Below are 17411 nucleotides of genomic sequence, written 5' to 3'. Positions count from 1 at the left end.
ACCTGGTCCTCGTATGGATGTCCGTGCAAGTTACTTTGCCTCGCTTGGCGCTGCCTTAGGCGCCCGTGCCGGCAACAGTTTTAGGGCCTCCCGCAACGCCTCGCGGCCGGAAGCAAACGCCAGCGCGGTCATGACCGTGATCATGTAGGACAGCGCCACCGCGCTCGCCATCGCGAAGATGTGCTGTTGCGGCAGCAACGGCTTGGCGAACCAGATCGCGGCAAGCGCTAGATGCGCGCCAAGCACGAAGGGCGTTGCCGCGCGAAGCATATGGCTTGCCCGCAGCGGCCCGGTCTTTCCGATATACAGCCACAGAAAAGGCGTTCTGAGATACTCGCTGACCGCATAGGCGATCGCCACGCCCAGCGCGCCATAGGGCAGGCCGATCAGGAAGGCCAGCACCGACGTCAAGGCTGTTATGATGCCCCAGCGCATGAAATCGCCCGAGCGGCCCTGGCTGATGAAAAGCCATCCCGCCGGGTTGTTGAGCGGCTGCAGCAGCCCGGCAAAACCGAGCGCCAGGAAGATGCTGGAACTCTGCCGCCACTGCTCGCCGAGCACGAACGGTATCAGCACGTCGGCCATGGCGATGGCGAAGGCAACACCTGGAAGTGCGACCAGCAATATCAGCGGCATGACGCGAAGGTAAGCGCTGCGGTAGCGATCCGGCTCGTCCTTCAGCCTGGAAAGAGCCGGCACCATGACCTTCGACAGCGGGTTGGTGATCTGGCTCAACGGAAACAGAAGCAGCTTGTAGGCGCGGTCATAGAGTCCAAGCTGCGCTTCGCCCCAGTATTTTCCGATCAGCACATTGTCGAGATTTCGGGCAAAGAAGTTGGCGAAGTTGAACCCGGTGATGCCGGCGCCGAAATTGATCAGCTCGCTAATGCCGTTGACCTTGCGCGGCAGGCTGGGGCGCCATCGCGAGTTTGCCCAGTAGCAAAGCGTGGGCAGTACGGCTGCTGTCAGGGTGCCGGCAAAAAGCGCCCAATAGGAACGGTCTATGAAAGTCCAGGCGATCGATACGGCGAGGCCGACAATGGCACTTGCGACGTCGATGATGGCCAAGCGGGCGAACTGCATTCGGCGTGTCAGCAGCGCCAGATGCTGGGCGCCCAGCCCATAGGCTATGATCTGCAGCCCGAGTGCTGCCACCAGGCCTGACACCCGCGGTTCGCCATAGAAGGCGGCGACCAGAGGCGCCGCGCCGGCAAGCACGCAGGCGAGCAATGCGCTAACCGCGACATTGACCCAGAAGAGGTAATTGACCTCCTCATGCTTGATTCCGCTTTTCTGAATCGTCGCCTGGGTCAGGCCGAAATCCTGGAACAGCGCGATGAAAGCCAGCACAGGCGCGCACATCGCCACGACGCCGAAGTCCTGCGGCGAGAGCAGGCGCGACAGCACGATGACGGAGACGATCTGTGTCGCAACCCGCACCGATTGCGCCAAAGCCGTAATGATAGCGCCGCGTCCGACCGATCTGCGGAGAGAGCCCTCTGGCGGGTCGAATGCATTGGCTTGCAAATTCAGGGTCCCTGATTTCGTGCCGGTCCCGGAGTCCCGACCCATGCCCGATGCTGCCACCAAACTACGGCAATAATTTTGCAGCGCAACAAAAAACGTCGACACAAAAAACGTCGATCCCTGCTATGCTGCACCAAAAATGTTGCGATGCAGCACGAGCTGTACTAGGATTCTTTCGGGTGGGCCAACAGCGGTCGAGTTTTTCATGCTGCATGTCTTGTACTTGGTGCACGACGTCTCCGACCCGGCAGTGCGCCGGCGGATCATAATGCTCAAGGCAGGCGGCGCCCAGGTCACACTGGCGGGCTTTCGCCGGTCAGCAAGCCCGATCGCCGAGGTCGAGGGCTTGCATCCGATCGATCTTGGCGCAACGCGCGACGGCCGATTCGCCCAACGGCTGGCAGCGGTCACCAAGGCGGCGGTTTCGATCGGGTCGAAACTCGGTTCGATGCCGAGACCCGACCTCATCATCGCGCGCAATCTGGAAATGCTGGCGCTTGCCCGGCGTGCCAAATCGGCATTCCAGGCAACCGTGCCGATCGTCTATGAGTGTCTCGACATCCATCGTCTGATGCTTCGCGACGATTTTCTGGGCAAGGCGATGCGCGGCGCGGAGCGCTATCTGGCCAGGGATGTAAAGCTGCTAGTCACCAGTTCGCCGGCCTTCATCGCAAACTATTTCAAGCCGTTCGGGCAGATTGCCGCGCCGGTCGAACTGCTCGAAAACAAATATTTCGAGCCTGCCGCGGTTTCGCTGAATGATCGCATGGCGGCGGAGCCCGTCGCTCCGCCTTGGCGGATCGGCTGGTTCGGCGCGCTCCGATGCCGCCGCTCCCTGGAGCTTCTGGCCGAATTTTCCCGACGGCTCGAGGGCCGCTTCGAAATCATCCTCAGAGGCCGTCCGGCGCTTTCCGAATTTCCGGATTTTCACAGTTTCGTTGAATCCGAGCCCTGGCTCGCGTTTGGCGGCCCCTACCGGAATCCCGAGGATATGGCTACGATCTACCGTGAGGTCCATTTTTCCTGGGCCATCGATTTTTTCGAGCAGGGGCTGAATTCCGAATGGCTGCTGCCCAACCGCCTCTACGAGGGCTGCCGCTTCGGCGCCGTGCCGATCTCGATGGGCCACACCGAAACCGGCCGGTTCCTCGACCAGCAGGGAATCGGTGTCCTTTTGCCTCAAGCCACGCCCGAGGCACTCGAAGCCGCCTTGGGCGAATTGGAGGAGCATCGTTTCGGGAAATTGCGGGCGCGTGTTCTTGCCCGCAATCCGCGAACCTGGAGCCACGATCGCAGCGATTGCCGGGCGCTTGTCGAAAAGCTTCGCGGGTTGACGGCCGTGCCCGATTCATATGCTGCCAAGGCACTGGCTTAGGATGGTTATGGATGGACATGGGCCGATGATGCAGACCAAAATTCTTCCGTCCAACCTGATCGTGATTCCGTGCCTGAACGAAGCGGCTCACATCGGTGCGCTTGTTCACGAGCTTCGACCGGCCGCCGAAAGGCTCGGCGCCCGGATCATCGTTGCCGATGGCGGTAGCACGGACGGCACCAGGGCGATCGTCGAGGAGATCGCCGGGAAGGATCCGAGGATCATCCTTCTTGACAATGAAAAGCGCCTCCAGAGCGCGGCGATCAATCTCGCCATCGCCAGGTACGGCGATGGGGCTGAATATTTCATTCGCATCGATGCGCATGGCGGCTACCCACCGGATTATTGCGACCGACTAATCGAAGAGGCGCTGGCCACCGGCGCCGATTCGGTCGTCGTCTCGATGCTGACCAGCGGCAGCGGCACAGTGCAGAACGCGGTTGCGGCTGCACAGAATTCCAAGCTCGGCACGGGCGGCTCCAAGCACCGGCATCTCTCGGCGGGAGAGTGGGTCGACCACGGTCACCATGCGCTGATGCGGATTTCGGCGTTCAAGGCGGTGGGCGGCTATGACGAGACGTTCAGCCACAACGAGGATGCGGAGCTCGACTACCGGCTGCGCAAGGCCGGCTACCGGATCTGGATGAGCGGCAAGACGCAAATGATCTATTACCCGCGCTCGTCGCTCGCCGGCCTCTATTTCCAGTATCTCGGCTATGGCCGCGGCCGGGCAAAGAACGTTCTCAAGCACCGCATGATACCGAAGGTCCGGCAGATGGTGCCGCTCCTGGTGTTCCCTGTCGTCCTTCTCTCTGCCTTTTTCTTCGTGCATTGGCTGGCAGTCATGCCGATTCTGGTGTGGGCGTCGGTTTGTCTCGGTTATGGCGTGTGGATTGCGATCAGCCAGCGCAATCCGGACAGCGCCCTTGCCGGGATTTCGGCGATGGTCATGCATTTCGGCTGGTCCGTCGGTTTCTGGCTGCAACTGCTTGGACCGCGATTGCAACGTAGAAGGGTGGCGTGATGGGTGTGGCCGAAAAAAACCGCAGCGTCGACGTCTGCGTCTGCACGTTTAGGCGGCCGGAGCTTGCCGACACGCTTCGCTCGGTAGCCGCCCTGGACGTGCCTTCGGGATTCGACATCCGCGTCATCGTCGCCGACAATGATGACGGGCCAACGGCCGAACTGCTGGTGGCAACGCTGGCGGAGACGCTGAAGCTGCCGATCAGCTATCGTCATTGCCCGGCACGCAACATCTCAATCGCCCGCAATGCCTGCCTCGACGCCAGTACGGCGGATTTCGTCGCCTTCCTCGACGATGACGAAACGGCATCCTCGAGATGGCTTGTCGAACTGGTTGCGACGGCGGACTTGAGTGGCGCTGCCGCCGTGCTCGGGCCAGTGCGGGCGCGCTATCGGCCGGATGCGCCCAACTGGATGCGCCGCGGCGATTTTCACTCCACCTTGCCCGTTTGGGTGGGCGGCGAGATCCGCACCGGCTACACCTGCAACGTCCTGCTCAGGATGGGCGCCGACAGCCTCCGCGGCCGGCGATTCAGCCTGGCGCGTGGTCAGACCGGTGGCGAGGACACCGAATTCTTCGACCATATGGTCAAGGCCGGCGGTCGCATCGCCTTTTCGCCGCAGGCCTGGGTCGATGAAGTGGTGCCGCGCGCCAGGGCGGCTTTCGACTGGCTCCGTCGCCGCCGGTTCCGCGTCGGGCAGACGCATGGGCACCTGCTGGGGCGCGACGCGCATGGCCTCGCGTTGGTCAGGCAAGTCGGCCTCGCCTCGGCAAAGGCGGTTTTTTGTTTCGCATCGGCAATCCCGGTCGCCATCAGTCCCGTGCGCAGGAACCGCAGCGTGCTTCGCGGCATCATGCATGTCGGCGTCGTGAGCGGTCTTGTCGGCGTGCGTGAAATCCGCCAATACGGCCTGCCCTCGCCGCAGGAAGGGGGCAAGCGTGCAGCCTGACGTCACCTTTGTCATTGCCGCCTACAATTCGGAGCTGACCATCGAGCGGGCGATCGCCAGCGCCATCGCCCAGCGCGATGTCAGCGTGGAGGTGATCGTCGTCGACGACCAGTCGCGCGACCGGACGCTCGATCTGGCGCGATCCTACCCCGAAGACATCGTCCGCGTCGTCGCACTTGAGCAAAACCGCGGTCCAGGCGGCGCCAGGAATGTCGGCCTTGAGCTTGCCCGCGGCAGGTGGGTGGCGGTCCTCGATTCCGACGACGCGGTCTATCCCGGGCGGATCTGCACCATGATTGACCGCGCCGAGAAAGCGGGCGCCGCGATCGCAGTCGACAATCTCCAGGTGGTTCGCGAGGACGGTGTTGCCGAAGAGACGATGTTCCCGGCCGACTATCTCGAGGGTTTGAGTGAAATCTCGCTGGCGGACTATATTGCCGGCAATGTGGTCTTCGAATCCAGGTTCAATCTCGGCTATCTCAAACCGATCTTCCAGCGCCGGTTTCTGAACGAAAACGGGCTTCGCTATGACGAAAGCCTGATCATCGGCGAGGACTACATCCTGCTGGCCAGTGCTCTGGCCAAGGGCGGCAAGTGCGTGGTCGAGCCGACGACCGGCTATGTCTACCATATCCGGACCGGCTCCATTTCCCGCGTGCTCGAACTTCATCACGTCGAGTCGATGCGTAAGGCCGACCTCGTTTTCGCCAGAGCCCATTCGATGGACGCAAAGGCCGCAGCCGCTTTCGCAAGGCGCACGCGCAGCCTGCGCAAGGCGGCGTCGTTCCTTTCTCTGGTCCAGCACATCAAGGCGCGATCCCCACTCAAGGCGGTGTGGACGGCGCTCAGCGATCCGGCGGCGGTTTGGCATATGGGCATGCCGATCGCCGTTCGGCTGCGAAGGTTGGCGGCGCAATTTGCCGTGGGTGCGGGGGAGGTGAAGGGTGCAGGCAGCTGAAAAATAGTTTTCGCGGCCTGCGACAGGTTGAAGTCGATCTCCTCAGAAGGAATATGCAATGAAGAAAGTCAGGAAGGCAGTCATACCGGTAGCGGGGCTTGGAACGCGATTCCTGCCGGCGACCAAGTCGATGCCGAAGGAAATGCTGCCGGTCGTCGACAGGCCTGTCGTGCAATATGCGGTGGACGAGGCGTTCGAAGCCGGCATCGAGCACATTGTCTTCGTGACGGGCCGAAACAAGGCGGTCATCGAGGATTATTTCGACCTGCATCCAGAATTGATCGGAACTTTGGAGCAGACCGGCAAGACGGCGCAGCTTCAGGCGTTGGAAAGCCTGCTTCCCGTGGCTGGTGCGACGAGCTTCATCCGGCAACAGTCACCGCAAGGTCTCGGCCATGCGGTATGGTGCGCCCGGGAAGTCATCGGCGATGAGCCCTTCGCATTGCTGTTACCGGACATGGTGTCCTTCGGCGGTCGCGGATGTCTCGCTGAAATTGCGGACCTCTATGCGCAGACCGGCGGAAACGTCATCGCCGTCGAGCGCTGCGACCCGGCCGAGACCAGCAAATACGGCATCGTCGGCTGCGGCGCCGATGTCGGCTCGGGCTTCGAGGTCACCGCCATGGTCGAAAAGCCGGCTCCGGCGAATGCGCCGTCGAACTACTACATCAACGGCCGCTATATCCTGCAGCCTGAAATATTCGGGCTGCTCGGCAATCAGCAGCGCGGCGCCGGCAATGAGATCCAACTGACCGACGCCATGGTCCGCCTTGCGCAAAGCCAGGCTTTCTTCGCGCAGCCCTTCAACGGCCGGATGTTCGATTGTGGCTCGAAGGAAGGGTTCATCCAGGCCAATGTCGCCTTCGCGCTGGCGCGCGACGACATGAAGGGACCGATCTTCGAGATGCTTCAGGAGTTCGTCCGGTTGCATGAGCGCCGGGTGGAGGCCGCATAAAGCCCATTTTTTGGGAGCAAGCATATGAATGGTACGCAAGACATGCCGATATGTTTGACTGCCCAGGTCTCGCGGTGGCTGGCATGAAGCTTGCGTTGGGCATATGCTGATGCTCCCGCTCTAGCGCCTGCAAACGAGAGCAGCGGACCCGAGTGGAGACAGGGTTTCCGAGGCTCAAACAAAAATAGAGCGGCGGCGCGTTCGACTTGAGAGACCGCCGCTCTAGATGCAAACTTGAATTGGACCGAAGATGAATTATGCCAATTTTCCTCTCGACAAGAGGAAACCATTGCCGAGTTCGGACCCAGTCAGCGCCGACGATTTTATCGATGTCGAGCGCCTGCTCGGCATGGCAGCAAGGCAGGCAAAGGTGGTTGCGGCATGCGCTGCCATCGGTCTTTTTCTGGGCGTGCTCTATTTGCAGACCACGCCTCCCACCTACATGGCGACGAGCCGTGTGCTGATCGACGAAGGGTTGAACAAGGTCGTCGACGAGGTCTCGGCGGCGTCGGTCAGCATGCAGACCGACTCCGCCATTCTGAGCCAGATCGAAATACTCCACTCGGCGAGACTGGCGGCGGTAGTCGTCGACAAGCAGAAACTCGATCAGAACGACGCTTTCATGGACCCTCCGACGTCGGCCGTGTCGAAGGCTGCCGGTTTTGTGCGCGGCGTGGTCCGGTATTTCCGTCCCAATCCCGCCGTGGGTACGGCCGACGTTACTCAGCTTGACCCGGCGACGCGTGACGCGATGATTGCCTCGTCACGGCGCGATTACGCAATCCTCAAACTGCAGGACGAGGTGCAAGCCGAGCGCATCGGTCGAAGCTATGTGATCTCCATCGCCTACCAGGCGACGGACCCCGCACTTGCGACCGCGGTCACCAAAGCCTATGCCGACGCCTATCTCGCCGATCAGCTCGATGCGAGCTTCGATGCGACCGAGCGGGCGGCGGTCTGGCTGCAAGGTCGGCTGACGGAGCTTCGCGAAAGTTCCCAGGCAGCGGCGCTCGCCGTCGAGAAGTTCAGGGCCGAACATGGGCTGGCCGTCGATGACGGCCAGTTGATCAGTGACAAGCAACTGTCGGACCTCAATGGCCAGCTCATTGAGGCGCAGGCCGATACCGCCCGCGCCAGCGCCCGCTACCAGCAATACAAGTCGATCGTCGAAAGCGGTTCGGACAACGCATTCAGGGACGCCGCGATATCCGCCGACCAGCCGAGCAACTCGATCATTTCAACACTCAAGACCCGCTATCTCACTGTCGCCAAGCGGCAGCAGGATATCGAAGCCAATTTCGGGGCTGAGCATCCCCAGGCGGTCGCACTTGCCAAGGAAAGGGCCGACATATCGGCGCAGATATTCGGCGAGTTGAAGCAATTGACCGAAAGCTACCGCAACGAATACGAAGTCGCTCTCGCGCGCGAGACGGCGCTCCGTGCAAATGTCGCGTTAGCGGCTGGCAAGAGTTCCATCGACAACCAGTCGCAGGTCAAGCTGCGCGAACTGGAGCAGAAGGCAACGGCGCTCTCGACGCTCTATCAAACGTTCCTTGGACGCTACGAGGAAGCCTCCCAGCAGCAATCCTTCCCGGTCGGCAAGATCCGCGTCATCTCGGACGCGACGCTGCCGAAGTCCGCGGCAACCCCGCGCACGTCCATAGTGCTGGGACTTTCGCTCGTGCTTGGCGTGATGTTGGGAGCCGGGGTTGGTGGCCTGAATGAGTTCAGGGAACGGTTCTTCAGGACCGGCGAAGACGTTCGCGATCGCGTCGGCCTCAAATTCCTCGGCTACCTGCCGATCATTGGCAGCAAGGTCGCCAAGGACGATAAGCGCGATGACGGTCAGGCGGATATCAAAACCGCCCACTCACCGTCGGCGGCTGAAAGACGCGCGCGCATGCGGGTGAGCATCGACGCCCCGGCATCGATGTTTTCCGAGACGCTGCGCAGCGCCAAGATTGCCTTCGACGTGGTGATGGAAGGGCAAGGCAGCCGGGTCATTGGCGTGATCTCGGTCCTTCCCGGCGAGGGCAAGTCGACCGTGGCGGCGAATCTGGCCGGATTGCTTGCCGCCAACGGGTCGAAAACGCTGCTGGTGGACGGCGACCTGCGTAACCCCGGCCTCAGCCGCAGCCTTGGCATGGAGGCCGAGCAAGGCCTGATGGAAGCGGTGGTGAGCGGGCAGACCTGGCAGTCCGTTGGCAAAATCGACCGGCAGACCAAGCTGGCGATCGTCCCCGCCGTGCCGCGCGGTCATTTCTCGCACACAAGCGAGCTTCTGTCGTCGGCCGGGATGCGGCGTTTCATCGACAATGCCAAGGAGACCTTCCAGTACATCGTCGTCGATCTGCCGCCGCTCGGCCCCGTGGTCGATGCCAAGGCCTTTGCTCCGCTTGCCGACGGCTTCGTGCTCGTGACCGAGTGGGGGCGCACGCCGCGTGCGATGGTGCAATCCATATTGAGTTCGGAATCCTATATCGCCAACAAGATCGTCGGCGTGGTCCTCAACAAGGTCGATTTGAAGAAGCTGGCGAAGTATGGATCGATCGGCGGCTCGGAAAAATTCTTCGACAGATATTCGTCATACTATCTGGAGAAGTCGGAAGCGCGGACGAAGGTGAACAGCTGAGGCCGGTCTGTAGGACCGGCACATCGTCGTCTTCCGCCGTCAGGCCGATACCGGGCCGAGGCCGTCGTGAGCGAAGACGAATGCCCCTCGAACAGACCATGACCGGCAGCCTGTGCACTAGCCGGTAGGGTCGATGGCGAATGACGTTCCTTAGGATGCCGGTCGATTTCCTCTCTTGATCAGGTCGCCGAGCCGCGACGGGTCGCGCAAAGCGTCCGCACCCTCCTTTATGCCGAACATTCCACCGTAGGACGTTTGCAGCCAGGAACCGGCGTGACAACGCTGGCGCGTTACGCCGCCTTGAGACGGTAGCGGAAGATGGTGTGGTCGAGCAGAAGCCGGATGCGCGGTTCGGCCTCGATCGCAATCAGCCAGCTCGCGGCGATCATGGTCGCCCCGACGATGACCACCGAAAGCAGGTATGGCACTCCCGCACGCATCAAGGCTCCGAGAATGGCTGCGCCGACGACATTATGGATCAGATAGAGAGGGTAGGTCATCAGGCCGATCCGGCGCCAGCCGCGCCAGGACAGGTCGAGCCGTAACGACCACGCCATCAGCGCCATGGCAGCGAGGAACAGGACGATCGGCGGCCCGTAGGGCATCGCGGCTTCGACCTTGATGCTGCGGACGTCGACAGCACTTATGATCTGCAGCACGCCGCCGGCCAGGAACAAGGCGCAGAAGACAAGGCGGGCGGGCGTGACTGCCTTGAAACGCATCAGCCAGAACAGCACACCTGTCGCGAAAAAACATCCGTGATGCACCAGGAGCAGGTCGAGCCAGCGCGCCTCGGCAAGGTCCGTCCAGTCGAATGGATAGTACAGGCACCAGAAAAGCGTGCTGATAGCGCCGAGCGCAACTGCCACCGCTTCCATCAGGTCGAAGCGGCCGAGCCGCAGCAGAATCCAGACGATGGCGTAAAAGGCGATCTCGATGCCAAGCGTCCAGTAGACGCTGTCGACCCAGGGGTTGAACGGAACGAACAGGGCGGTGCGTATGAGCGTGGTGACTGCGTCCGTCGGCCAACTGAGATCGACGAGAAGCAGCACCATCGCGGTGACCGGCGCACAGATCCAGACGGCCGGCGCCAATCGTTTCACCCTTGCCTCGAAAAACCGCAGCGGTGTGGAATGCTCGGCGCTGAAGGCGATGACGAAGCCGCTGATGACGAAGAATATCTGGACGCCGACCCATCCGAATTGGACCAGTCCGCCTATTTCCGGATGCGGCGGGATGCCGCCCGTCGCACGCGCCGAAACGCCCTCGGGGAACGCCCACACCCAGAAGCCGTAGTGGTAGACCATCACGAGGACAGCGGCGACAAAACGCAGGATGTCGACGCCGCCGAATGTTGTTTTTTGCTGAGCCATGCCGTGCCTTCGGAATGGCCCCCCACGCAAAGGTTTAAGGGCTATTGCTGCATTGCACAACAGACGATTGCAGTGCAGGATGAATTCGTGAATTCGTCCGAAGCCGCGATCCGCCTGCCGCGCTCCGAAAGCAGCTAAAGCCCGATTCCGCGTCCCTTCAGCGCTGCGGTGATTTCGTCGAGAATGACCGGATCGTCGATGGTCGCCGGCATTGTCCAGTCTTCCTTGTCGGCAATCTTCTGCATGGTGCCGCGCAGGATTTTGCCGGAGCGCGTCTTGGGCAGGCGCTTGATCGTGACCACCGTCTTGAAGGCGGCGACCGGGCCGATCCGCTCGCGCACCAGCGTGACCACCTCGGTCTCAATAGTGGCGCTGTCACGCGTGACACCAGCATTCAGCACGACGAAGCCGAGCGGAACCTGGCCCTTCATCGCATCTGCGACGCCGACGACAGCGCACTCGGCAACGTCCGGATGCGCGGCCAGCACCTCCTCCATGGCGCCGGTCGACAGCCGGTGGCCGGCGACATTGATGATGTCGTCGGTGCGGGCCATCACAAACAAATAGCCGTCCTCGTCCATCAGGCCGGCATCCGCCGTCTTGTAGAAGCCGGGGAATTCCTCGAGATAGGCTTGGCGAAACCGGTCATCGGCATTCCACAGCGTCGGCAGGCAGCCGGCCGGCAGCGGCAGCTTGACCACGACATTGCCCAACGTGCCGCGCGGCACTTCGTGGCCGGCATCGTCGAGCACACGGATGTCGTAGCCGGGCATCGGCACCCCGGGCGAGCCGTATTTCACCGGCAGTAGCCCTAATCCGGCTGGGTTGATCGTCATCGGCGAGCCCGTCTCGGTCTGCCACCAATGGTCGATTACCGGCACGTTCAATTTCTGCTCCGCCCATTTGATGGTTTCCGGATCGGCGCGCTCGCCGGCGAGGAACAGCGTGCGGAATTTCGACAGGTCGTATTTCGGGACGAATTCGCCCTTGGGGTCCTGTCCCTTGATGGCGCGGAATGCGGTCGGCGCGGTGAACAGCGCGACCACGCCATGCTCTGATATCACCCGCCAGTAGGTTCCGGCGTCGGGCGTGCCGACCGGCTTCCCCTCGAACAGGACGGTCGTGCAGCCATGCAGCAGCGGGCCGTAGACGATGTAGGAATGGCCGACCACCCAGCCGACGTCGGAAGCCGCCCAGAACACCTCGCCCGGCTTGACGCCGAACTCGTTCGTCATCGACCATTTCAGCGCAACCATGTGGCCGCCATTGTCGCGCACGATGCCCTTGGGCTGGCCGGTCGTTCCGGACGTGTAGATGATGTAGAGCGGATCGGTGGCGAGCACCGGAACGCAGTCGACATTGGCGCCCGCGGCCCGCTCGCGGGCGACGGCGTCGGCATAGTCGATGTCGTGGTTCTCCTTTAGCTGGCAGCGCAGCTGATCGCGCTGCAGGATGAGGCAGGCTTCGGGGTTGTGCCGCGACATCTCGATCGCCTTGTCGAGCAGCGGCTTGTAGGCGACGACGCGCCCGGGCTCCAGGCCGCAAGAGGCGGAAATGATCAGCTTCGGCCTGGCGTCGTCGATGCGCGTGGCGAGCTCGTGCGAAGCAAAGCCGCCGAAGACGACCGAATGCACGGCGCCGATACGGGCGCAGGCAAGCATGGCAAACGCAGCTTCCGCCACCATCGGCATGTAGATGATGACCCGATCGCCTTTTTGGACGCCGCGGTTCTTCAGCACCGACGTCAGCGCGACCACCTCGCGTTTCAATTCGGCATAGGTGAATTTCCTGACCGTGCCGGAAATCGCGCTGTCATGGATCAGCGCGATCTGATCGGCGCGGCCACCCGCCACGTGGCGGTCGACGGCGTTGAAGCAGGTGTTGCAGGAGGCGCCGCCAAACCAGCGCCCATAGACGCCGGCATTCGCATCGAAGACCGTGTCGAACGGCGAGAACCAGTCGATGGCCTTGGCCGCATCCGCCCAGAATTTTTCCGGATCGCGTTTCCAGCCGTCATAGACCTCGTGGTAGCGTGACGCCATCCAGCTTTCTCCCAGGAATGTTTCTGTCCTTGGAAATAGCGTATGCTGTTTTTGCAAGCACGTGCAAATTCGTCTTGGCGACCTCGCTTTGGTCGAAATGGACGTGACCGCCGCTTTATCGCCGCAACCGGCCAGGTCGTAGAAAGCGCCTGCTTGCTTAATACTGTTCTTATAGCCGTGGCGCGGTGTTGGCCGTGCTACATCCCCCGGCGCAGCGCAGCCGTATGCACCGGTGCGTCCCACAATGCGGTCGTCTCGTCGTCAAGCATGGTCAGCGTGATCGAGCAGCCGGCCATGTCGAGCGATGTCACATAGGACCCGACCAGCGAACGGGCGACCGTCACGCCGTTTTTCTCGAAGATTTTCCGGGCGCTGTTGTACATCAGGTAGAGCTCCATCAGCGGCGTGCCGCCGAAGCCGTTGACGAAAAGCAGCGCCGGACCTTTTGCCTGGTCACCCAGATCGCCAGATATAGCCGCGCAGATCTCCTCGACGATGGCGTCGGCGCTCTTCAACGCGTCGCGGCGGCGCCCGGGTTCGCCATGGATGCCGACGCCGAATTCCATCTCGCCGTCGCCGATATCGAAGGTCGGCTTGCCGGCGGCCGGCACGGTGCAACTGGTCAGCGCAACGCCCATAGAGCGCGTTGCGCCATTCACGCGCTCGCCGAGCGCCTTCAACGGCTTCAGTGCCATGCCTTGCTCGGCCGCGGCGCCGAGGATTTTCTCGACCACCAGCGTGCCGGCAACGCCGCGTCGGCCAGTGGTGTAGGAGGAGTTCTCGACCGCGACGTCGTCATTGGTCACTACTTGCATCACGCCCTCCGACATTTCGGCAGCCATCTCGAAATTCATCACGTCGCCCTCGTAGTTCTTGACGATGAACAGGCAGCCGGCGCCGGTGTCGACCGCCTCCGCGGCCGCCATCATCTGGTCCGGCGTCGGCGAGGTGAACACCTGGCCGGGGCAGGCGGCATCCAGCATGCCATGCCCGACCAGCCCGCCATGCAGCGGCTCGTGGCCAGAGCCGCCCCCGGAAATCAGCGCTACCTTGCCGGGTTTGAGTGTCCTGCGGCGCACGAATTTATGCTCGTCGCCAAGCACAAGGATGTCGGCATGGGCGGCAACGAAGCCGTCGAGGCTTTCGGTCAGCACCGTGTCCACAGAATTCAGAAACTTCTTCATGGCCGTCTCTCCCGAAATAGCTGAACGTGGCGCGACTATGTCCCGCCCTTGCCGGCGATGCTGGTGATCTTCTGGATGAAATCGTTGACCGCCCTGTCGAGCGCCGCGTTCTGTTTGTCGTCGCCGAAATCGGGAACGATCAGCGAAACATGCCGCGTCTTGCGCATGCCGGGCGCCAGCGACATTTTTCCCGGATGCGCCTGATGGTAGGCGGCAAGAAAATGGTCGCGTTCGGCCGGGCTGAAATGGCAGACGGCGAAAATAGCCGGCAAATGTTTTGACGGGATCGGGATCGAGTAGGCCGGACTGGAAATCTGGGTGACGAAGCTGCGATGCTTGCCCAAGGCGTCGGCGAGGCGCTGGCGCATGCCGGACGGGCGCTGGTCGAGGACCTGCGACAGGATCGTCTTATAGGCGCGGATCGCCTCTTCGGAGCCGGCTTCAGGTGTCTTGTCGGCCATGCCGGTGCCTAGATCGAGACGTCCGCAATGGCCGCCTTGGCCATTGCGAGCTGGGCGGGAACCACGGAAAGGTCGCGCAGGCCGGCCTCGATCAGCGCCGGGATCGCCGCCGGATCGCCGCCGGCGTCGCCGCACAGGCTGACCGGAATCTTTTGCGCGCGGCCGAACGCCGCAACCGAGGCGATCAGCCGAAGCACGGCCGGATGCCTGATCGAATTGAGATGCGCAACCGACGCGTTGTCGCGCGCCGCCGCCATCACATACTGGGTCAGGTCGTTCGAGCCGATCGAGAAGAAGGCGACCTCGGCAAACGCCTCAGGAGCGATCGCCACCGACGGCACCTCGACCATGATGCCGAGCGGCGGCATTTTTTGCGCGACGCCGCGCGCCGCAAGCGCGGCCTGCTCTTCGGCGAAGAGCGCGGCTGCTCGCTGATACTCGTCCCACACGGCGACCATCGGGAACATCACCTTGAGATTGCCATGCAAGGCGGCGCGCAGCAGCGCCCTGATCTGCACCCGAAAAACCTCCGGTCTCGCCAGCGATAGCCTGATGCCGCGCAGGCCGAGAAACGGATTACCCTCCTCGACGGTGAAACCCGGCACCGGCTTGTCGCCGCCGGCGTCGATGGTGCGGATGGTCACCGGTCTGTCGCCGGCCCATTCGAGCACCTTGCGGTAGGCGCGATACTGCGATTCCTCGTCCGGCAGCGTCTTGCCGAACAGGAACTCGGTCCGCATCAGCCCGACGCCATCGCAGGTCGAGACATCGATACCGTCGACATCGGACGGATCGGCGATGTTGACCTGCACCCGCACCGCAGTGCCGGCTTTCGTCAGCGCCGGCCGAGCCAAAAAAGTTTCCGCCCTGTCGCGACGTGCCGCGAAAGACGACGACGATTGCCGGAACGCCTCGACCTCTGCCCTTGTTGGCCTCAACACGATGCCGCCGTGCTCGGCATCGAGCAGGGCGACGCCGGCAAGATCAGCCGGCGAAGCACCGAGCCCCACGATCATAGGCACGCCGCGCGAGCGCGCCAGCATGGCGACGTGGCTGGCGGTACTGCCCGCTTTCAGCGCAATGCCGCCGCCGGCGCTCCAGTCGGTTTCGAGAAAGCGCGTCGGCGCGATGTCCTCGCCGTAGAAGATGGCGCCTGTCGGCGCGGCAGCCGCGCTGTCCGCGGTCAGCGCGCGAAGCACCTGGTCTCTGATGTCGCGCATGTCGGCGGCGCGTGCCCGGAAATAATCCTGGTCCGACGTTTCGTAGCCGACAATTTCGGCGTCAAGCGCCTGCCGCCATGCCGCATCGGCCGGCTGGCCGGCGGCAATCGCGGCAAAGGCCGGGCCGGTCAGCGCATCGTCCTCCAGCATGGCGAGCTGGAATTCGAGAATGTCGGCGGCATCGCCCTCGGTTGCCTGGATCAGCTTGGCAAGCCGGCCTGTCGCTGTGCCGATTGCCGTTTCGAGCGCGAGCCTCTCGTCAGCTGCGGTCGCTTTACTTCTATAGCGCGCGACGACCGGGTCGAGGTTGAACAGCGGCCCTTCGGCATAGCCGGCCGAAGCCGGGATCCCCTTTAGCTTAAGCGGTTCGGGCATGGTCCACGCCCTCGTCGAAGTCGCGCCGCACCAGCTCGACGAGCGCGCCGACCGCCTCGCCGGCACCGTCGCCCTTGGCTCTGATATGCAGCAACGTGCCTTTCGGCGCCTTGGCCGCCATCACCTTGACGATGCTCTTGGCGTCGAACCAAGGACCGTTGGCGGCGAGCGCAACTTCGACTTCGGCCGAAAACGTCTTGGCGAGCTTGGTGAATTTCACCGAAGGGCGCGCATGCAGGCCGACCTCATGGGTGATCAGAACGGTGGCTTCTGCGGATGCGGACATTGAGTCAAAATTCCTGTTCATTCACGATGGCGACAATTCGTGTGCCGTCGCCACCACTTCCCTGAGCGAGGCGCCGCCGGACGCCTCCGTCGCCGCCATCACCGCGCCCTCGACGATCGGTGCGTTGCAGACGATGATCTTGTGCGCGCGCGGCTCGCCGATCATCTCGACCGCCATCTCGCTGTTGGTTTCGGCGCCGCCAAGATCGACAAGTATAGCGACACCTGCCTCCGACCAGGCCTTGTCGATCGCGCCCATGATCGCCTCGACATTGGTTCCCAGCCCGCCATGGCCGTTTCCGCCGCACCATGCAAGCGGCACTTCGTCGCCGACCATCTGGCGCACCATGTCGGCCGTGCCCTCGGCGACCAGCGGTGAATGCGATACGATGACGATGCCGACATTGCTCATGCTTGCCCCTCGATGGTCTCGGTGACAGCCCGCACCAGAAGCGCGGTCGAGCGTGCCCCGGCATCCATATGGCCGATGGAGCGGTCGCCGAGAAACGAGGCGCGCCCGCGCAAGGCCTTCATCGGCACGGTGGCATCGGCAGCACTGTCCGCGACATCGGCGATTTCCGATCCGGTCTTTCCCTGCAGCAGGGCGTCATGCACCGGTTGCAGCACGTCGAGCATGGTCTTCTGCCCGACCTGCGACTTGCCCCTGGCTGCCACCGCCTCGATCGCCTTGCCGAACGCTGCCATCAGGTTGGCGCGATCCGGCTCTACGGAAATTTCCTTGCCGAGCGCCATGAACAGCGTCCCGAACAAGGGGCCCGAAGCCCCGCCGACGGTCATTACCAGCTTGGTGCCGATCGCCTTCAGAGCGTCCGGCAGCGGCTTTGTCGCGAACGTGTCGGCCTCGGCGCGCACCGCCTCGAAGCCGCGCTTCATGTTCAGCCCATGGTCGCCGTCGCCAATCGCCTGGTCGAGCCTGGTCAGCTCTTCGGCGTGAGCGGCAATCGTGTCGGCGGTGACGGATATCAGCGTCTTCAGGTCAAGCTTGTCCATCGTCCCGGTCTTGTCTAGTGTCGCAGTCTTTTCCAGCGT

At 62.7% G+C, this 17411-nt stretch carries 15 protein-coding genes; 6 read left to right on the top strand and 9 right to left on the bottom strand.

The features are described from left to right. Window positions 1-30: 30 nt before the first annotated feature. On the bottom strand, window positions 31-1527 hold the full coding sequence (locus AC0L2K_RS29015) for a lipopolysaccharide biosynthesis protein (RefSeq protein WP_353682530.1): 1497 nt from the start codon (window positions 1525-1527) through the stop codon (window positions 31-33). Window positions 1528-1732: 205 nt separating this feature from the next. Here AC0L2K_RS29015 and AC0L2K_RS29010 point away from each other — a divergent pair, with 205 nt between their 5' ends. The 6 genes from AC0L2K_RS29010 to AC0L2K_RS28985 all read left to right on the top strand — a co-directional run bounded on the left by AC0L2K_RS29010 (window position 1733) and on the right by AC0L2K_RS28985 (window position 9421). Beyond that, window positions 1733-2902, top strand: a complete 1170-nt coding sequence (locus AC0L2K_RS29010) for a glycosyltransferase family protein (protein ID WP_128244480.1) — start codon at window positions 1733-1735, stop codon at window positions 2900-2902. Window positions 2903-2927: 25 nt separating this feature from the next. Continuing rightward, window positions 2928-3926 (top strand): glycosyltransferase family 2 protein, encoded by a 999-nt coding sequence (locus AC0L2K_RS29005; protein WP_287283112.1) that lies wholly within the window; start codon window positions 2928-2930, stop codon window positions 3924-3926. After that, window positions 3926-4876, top strand: a complete 951-nt coding sequence (locus AC0L2K_RS29000) for a glycosyltransferase family 2 protein (RefSeq protein ID WP_023796736.1) — start codon at window positions 3926-3928, stop codon at window positions 4874-4876. The genes AC0L2K_RS29005 and AC0L2K_RS29000 overlap by 1 nt, the downstream gene beginning before the upstream one ends. Next, window positions 4866-5834 (top strand): glycosyltransferase family 2 protein, encoded by a 969-nt coding sequence (locus AC0L2K_RS28995; protein WP_091592817.1) that lies wholly within the window; start codon window positions 4866-4868, stop codon window positions 5832-5834. Before AC0L2K_RS29000 ends, AC0L2K_RS28995 begins: the two co-directional genes overlap by 11 nt. 58 nt (window positions 5835-5892) lie before the next feature. Further along, on the top strand, window positions 5893-6789 hold the full coding sequence (locus AC0L2K_RS28990) for a UTP--glucose-1-phosphate uridylyltransferase (protein ID WP_128168340.1): 897 nt from the start codon (window positions 5893-5895) through the stop codon (window positions 6787-6789). A gap of 250 nt (window positions 6790-7039) precedes the next feature. Continuing rightward, a complete protein-coding gene (locus tag AC0L2K_RS28985; RefSeq protein WP_473476321.1) occupies window positions 7040-9421 on the top strand; it encodes a polysaccharide biosynthesis tyrosine autokinase in 2382 nt (793 codons plus the stop codon). 290 nt (window positions 9422-9711) lie between these two features. Here the strand turns inward: AC0L2K_RS28985 and AC0L2K_RS28980 are convergent, their stop codons facing one another. The 8 genes from AC0L2K_RS28980 to dhaL form a co-directional block, all read right to left on the bottom strand. Then, a complete protein-coding gene (locus tag AC0L2K_RS28980; RefSeq protein ID WP_027151563.1) occupies window positions 9712-10794 on the bottom strand; it encodes an acyltransferase family protein in 1083 nt (360 codons plus the stop codon). A gap of 134 nt (window positions 10795-10928) precedes the next feature. After that, window positions 10929-12836 carry a propionyl-CoA synthetase gene (locus AC0L2K_RS28975; RefSeq protein ID WP_473533010.1) on the bottom strand — a complete coding sequence of 636 codons (1908 nt, stop codon included), beginning with the start codon at window positions 12834-12836 and terminating at the stop codon, window positions 10929-10931. 197 nt (window positions 12837-13033) lie between these two features. Further along, on the bottom strand, window positions 13034-14020 hold the full coding sequence (gene dhaK / locus AC0L2K_RS28970) for a dihydroxyacetone kinase subunit DhaK (RefSeq protein ID WP_473533009.1): 987 nt from the start codon (window positions 14018-14020) through the stop codon (window positions 13034-13036). 35 nt (window positions 14021-14055) lie between these two features. After that, the gene (locus AC0L2K_RS28965; RefSeq protein WP_473533008.1) at window positions 14056-14481 is read right to left on the bottom strand and encodes a hypothetical protein; all 426 of its coding nucleotides are present in this window, start codon (window positions 14479-14481) and stop codon (window positions 14056-14058) included. 8 nt (window positions 14482-14489) lie between these two features. Next, window positions 14490-16076 (bottom strand): phosphoenolpyruvate--protein phosphotransferase, encoded by a 1587-nt coding sequence (ptsP, locus tag AC0L2K_RS28960; protein WP_473533007.1) that lies wholly within the window; start codon window positions 16074-16076, stop codon window positions 14490-14492. Then, window positions 16060-16362 (bottom strand): HPr family phosphocarrier protein, encoded by a 303-nt coding sequence (locus tag AC0L2K_RS28955; protein ID WP_473533006.1) that lies wholly within the window; start codon window positions 16360-16362, stop codon window positions 16060-16062. Before AC0L2K_RS28955 ends, ptsP begins: the two co-directional genes overlap by 17 nt. A gap of 21 nt (window positions 16363-16383) precedes the next feature. Continuing rightward, window positions 16384-16773: a dihydroxyacetone kinase phosphoryl donor subunit DhaM gene (gene dhaM / locus AC0L2K_RS28950; RefSeq protein WP_027151568.1), complete on the bottom strand. Its 390-nt coding sequence runs from the start codon at window positions 16771-16773 to the stop codon at window positions 16384-16386. Next, complete coding sequence (gene dhaL, locus AC0L2K_RS28945) at window positions 16770-17372, bottom strand: dihydroxyacetone kinase subunit DhaL (RefSeq protein WP_473533024.1); 603 nt, start codon at window positions 17370-17372, stop codon at window positions 16770-16772. The genes dhaM and dhaL overlap by 4 nt, the downstream gene beginning before the upstream one ends. Window positions 17373-17411 lie beyond the last annotated feature (39 nt).

Source organism: Mesorhizobium sp. WSM4817 (genome assembly GCF_055811135.1).
Note: the sequence above shows the minus strand (reverse complement) of the source record. Positions and strands in the feature narration are given on the sequence as shown.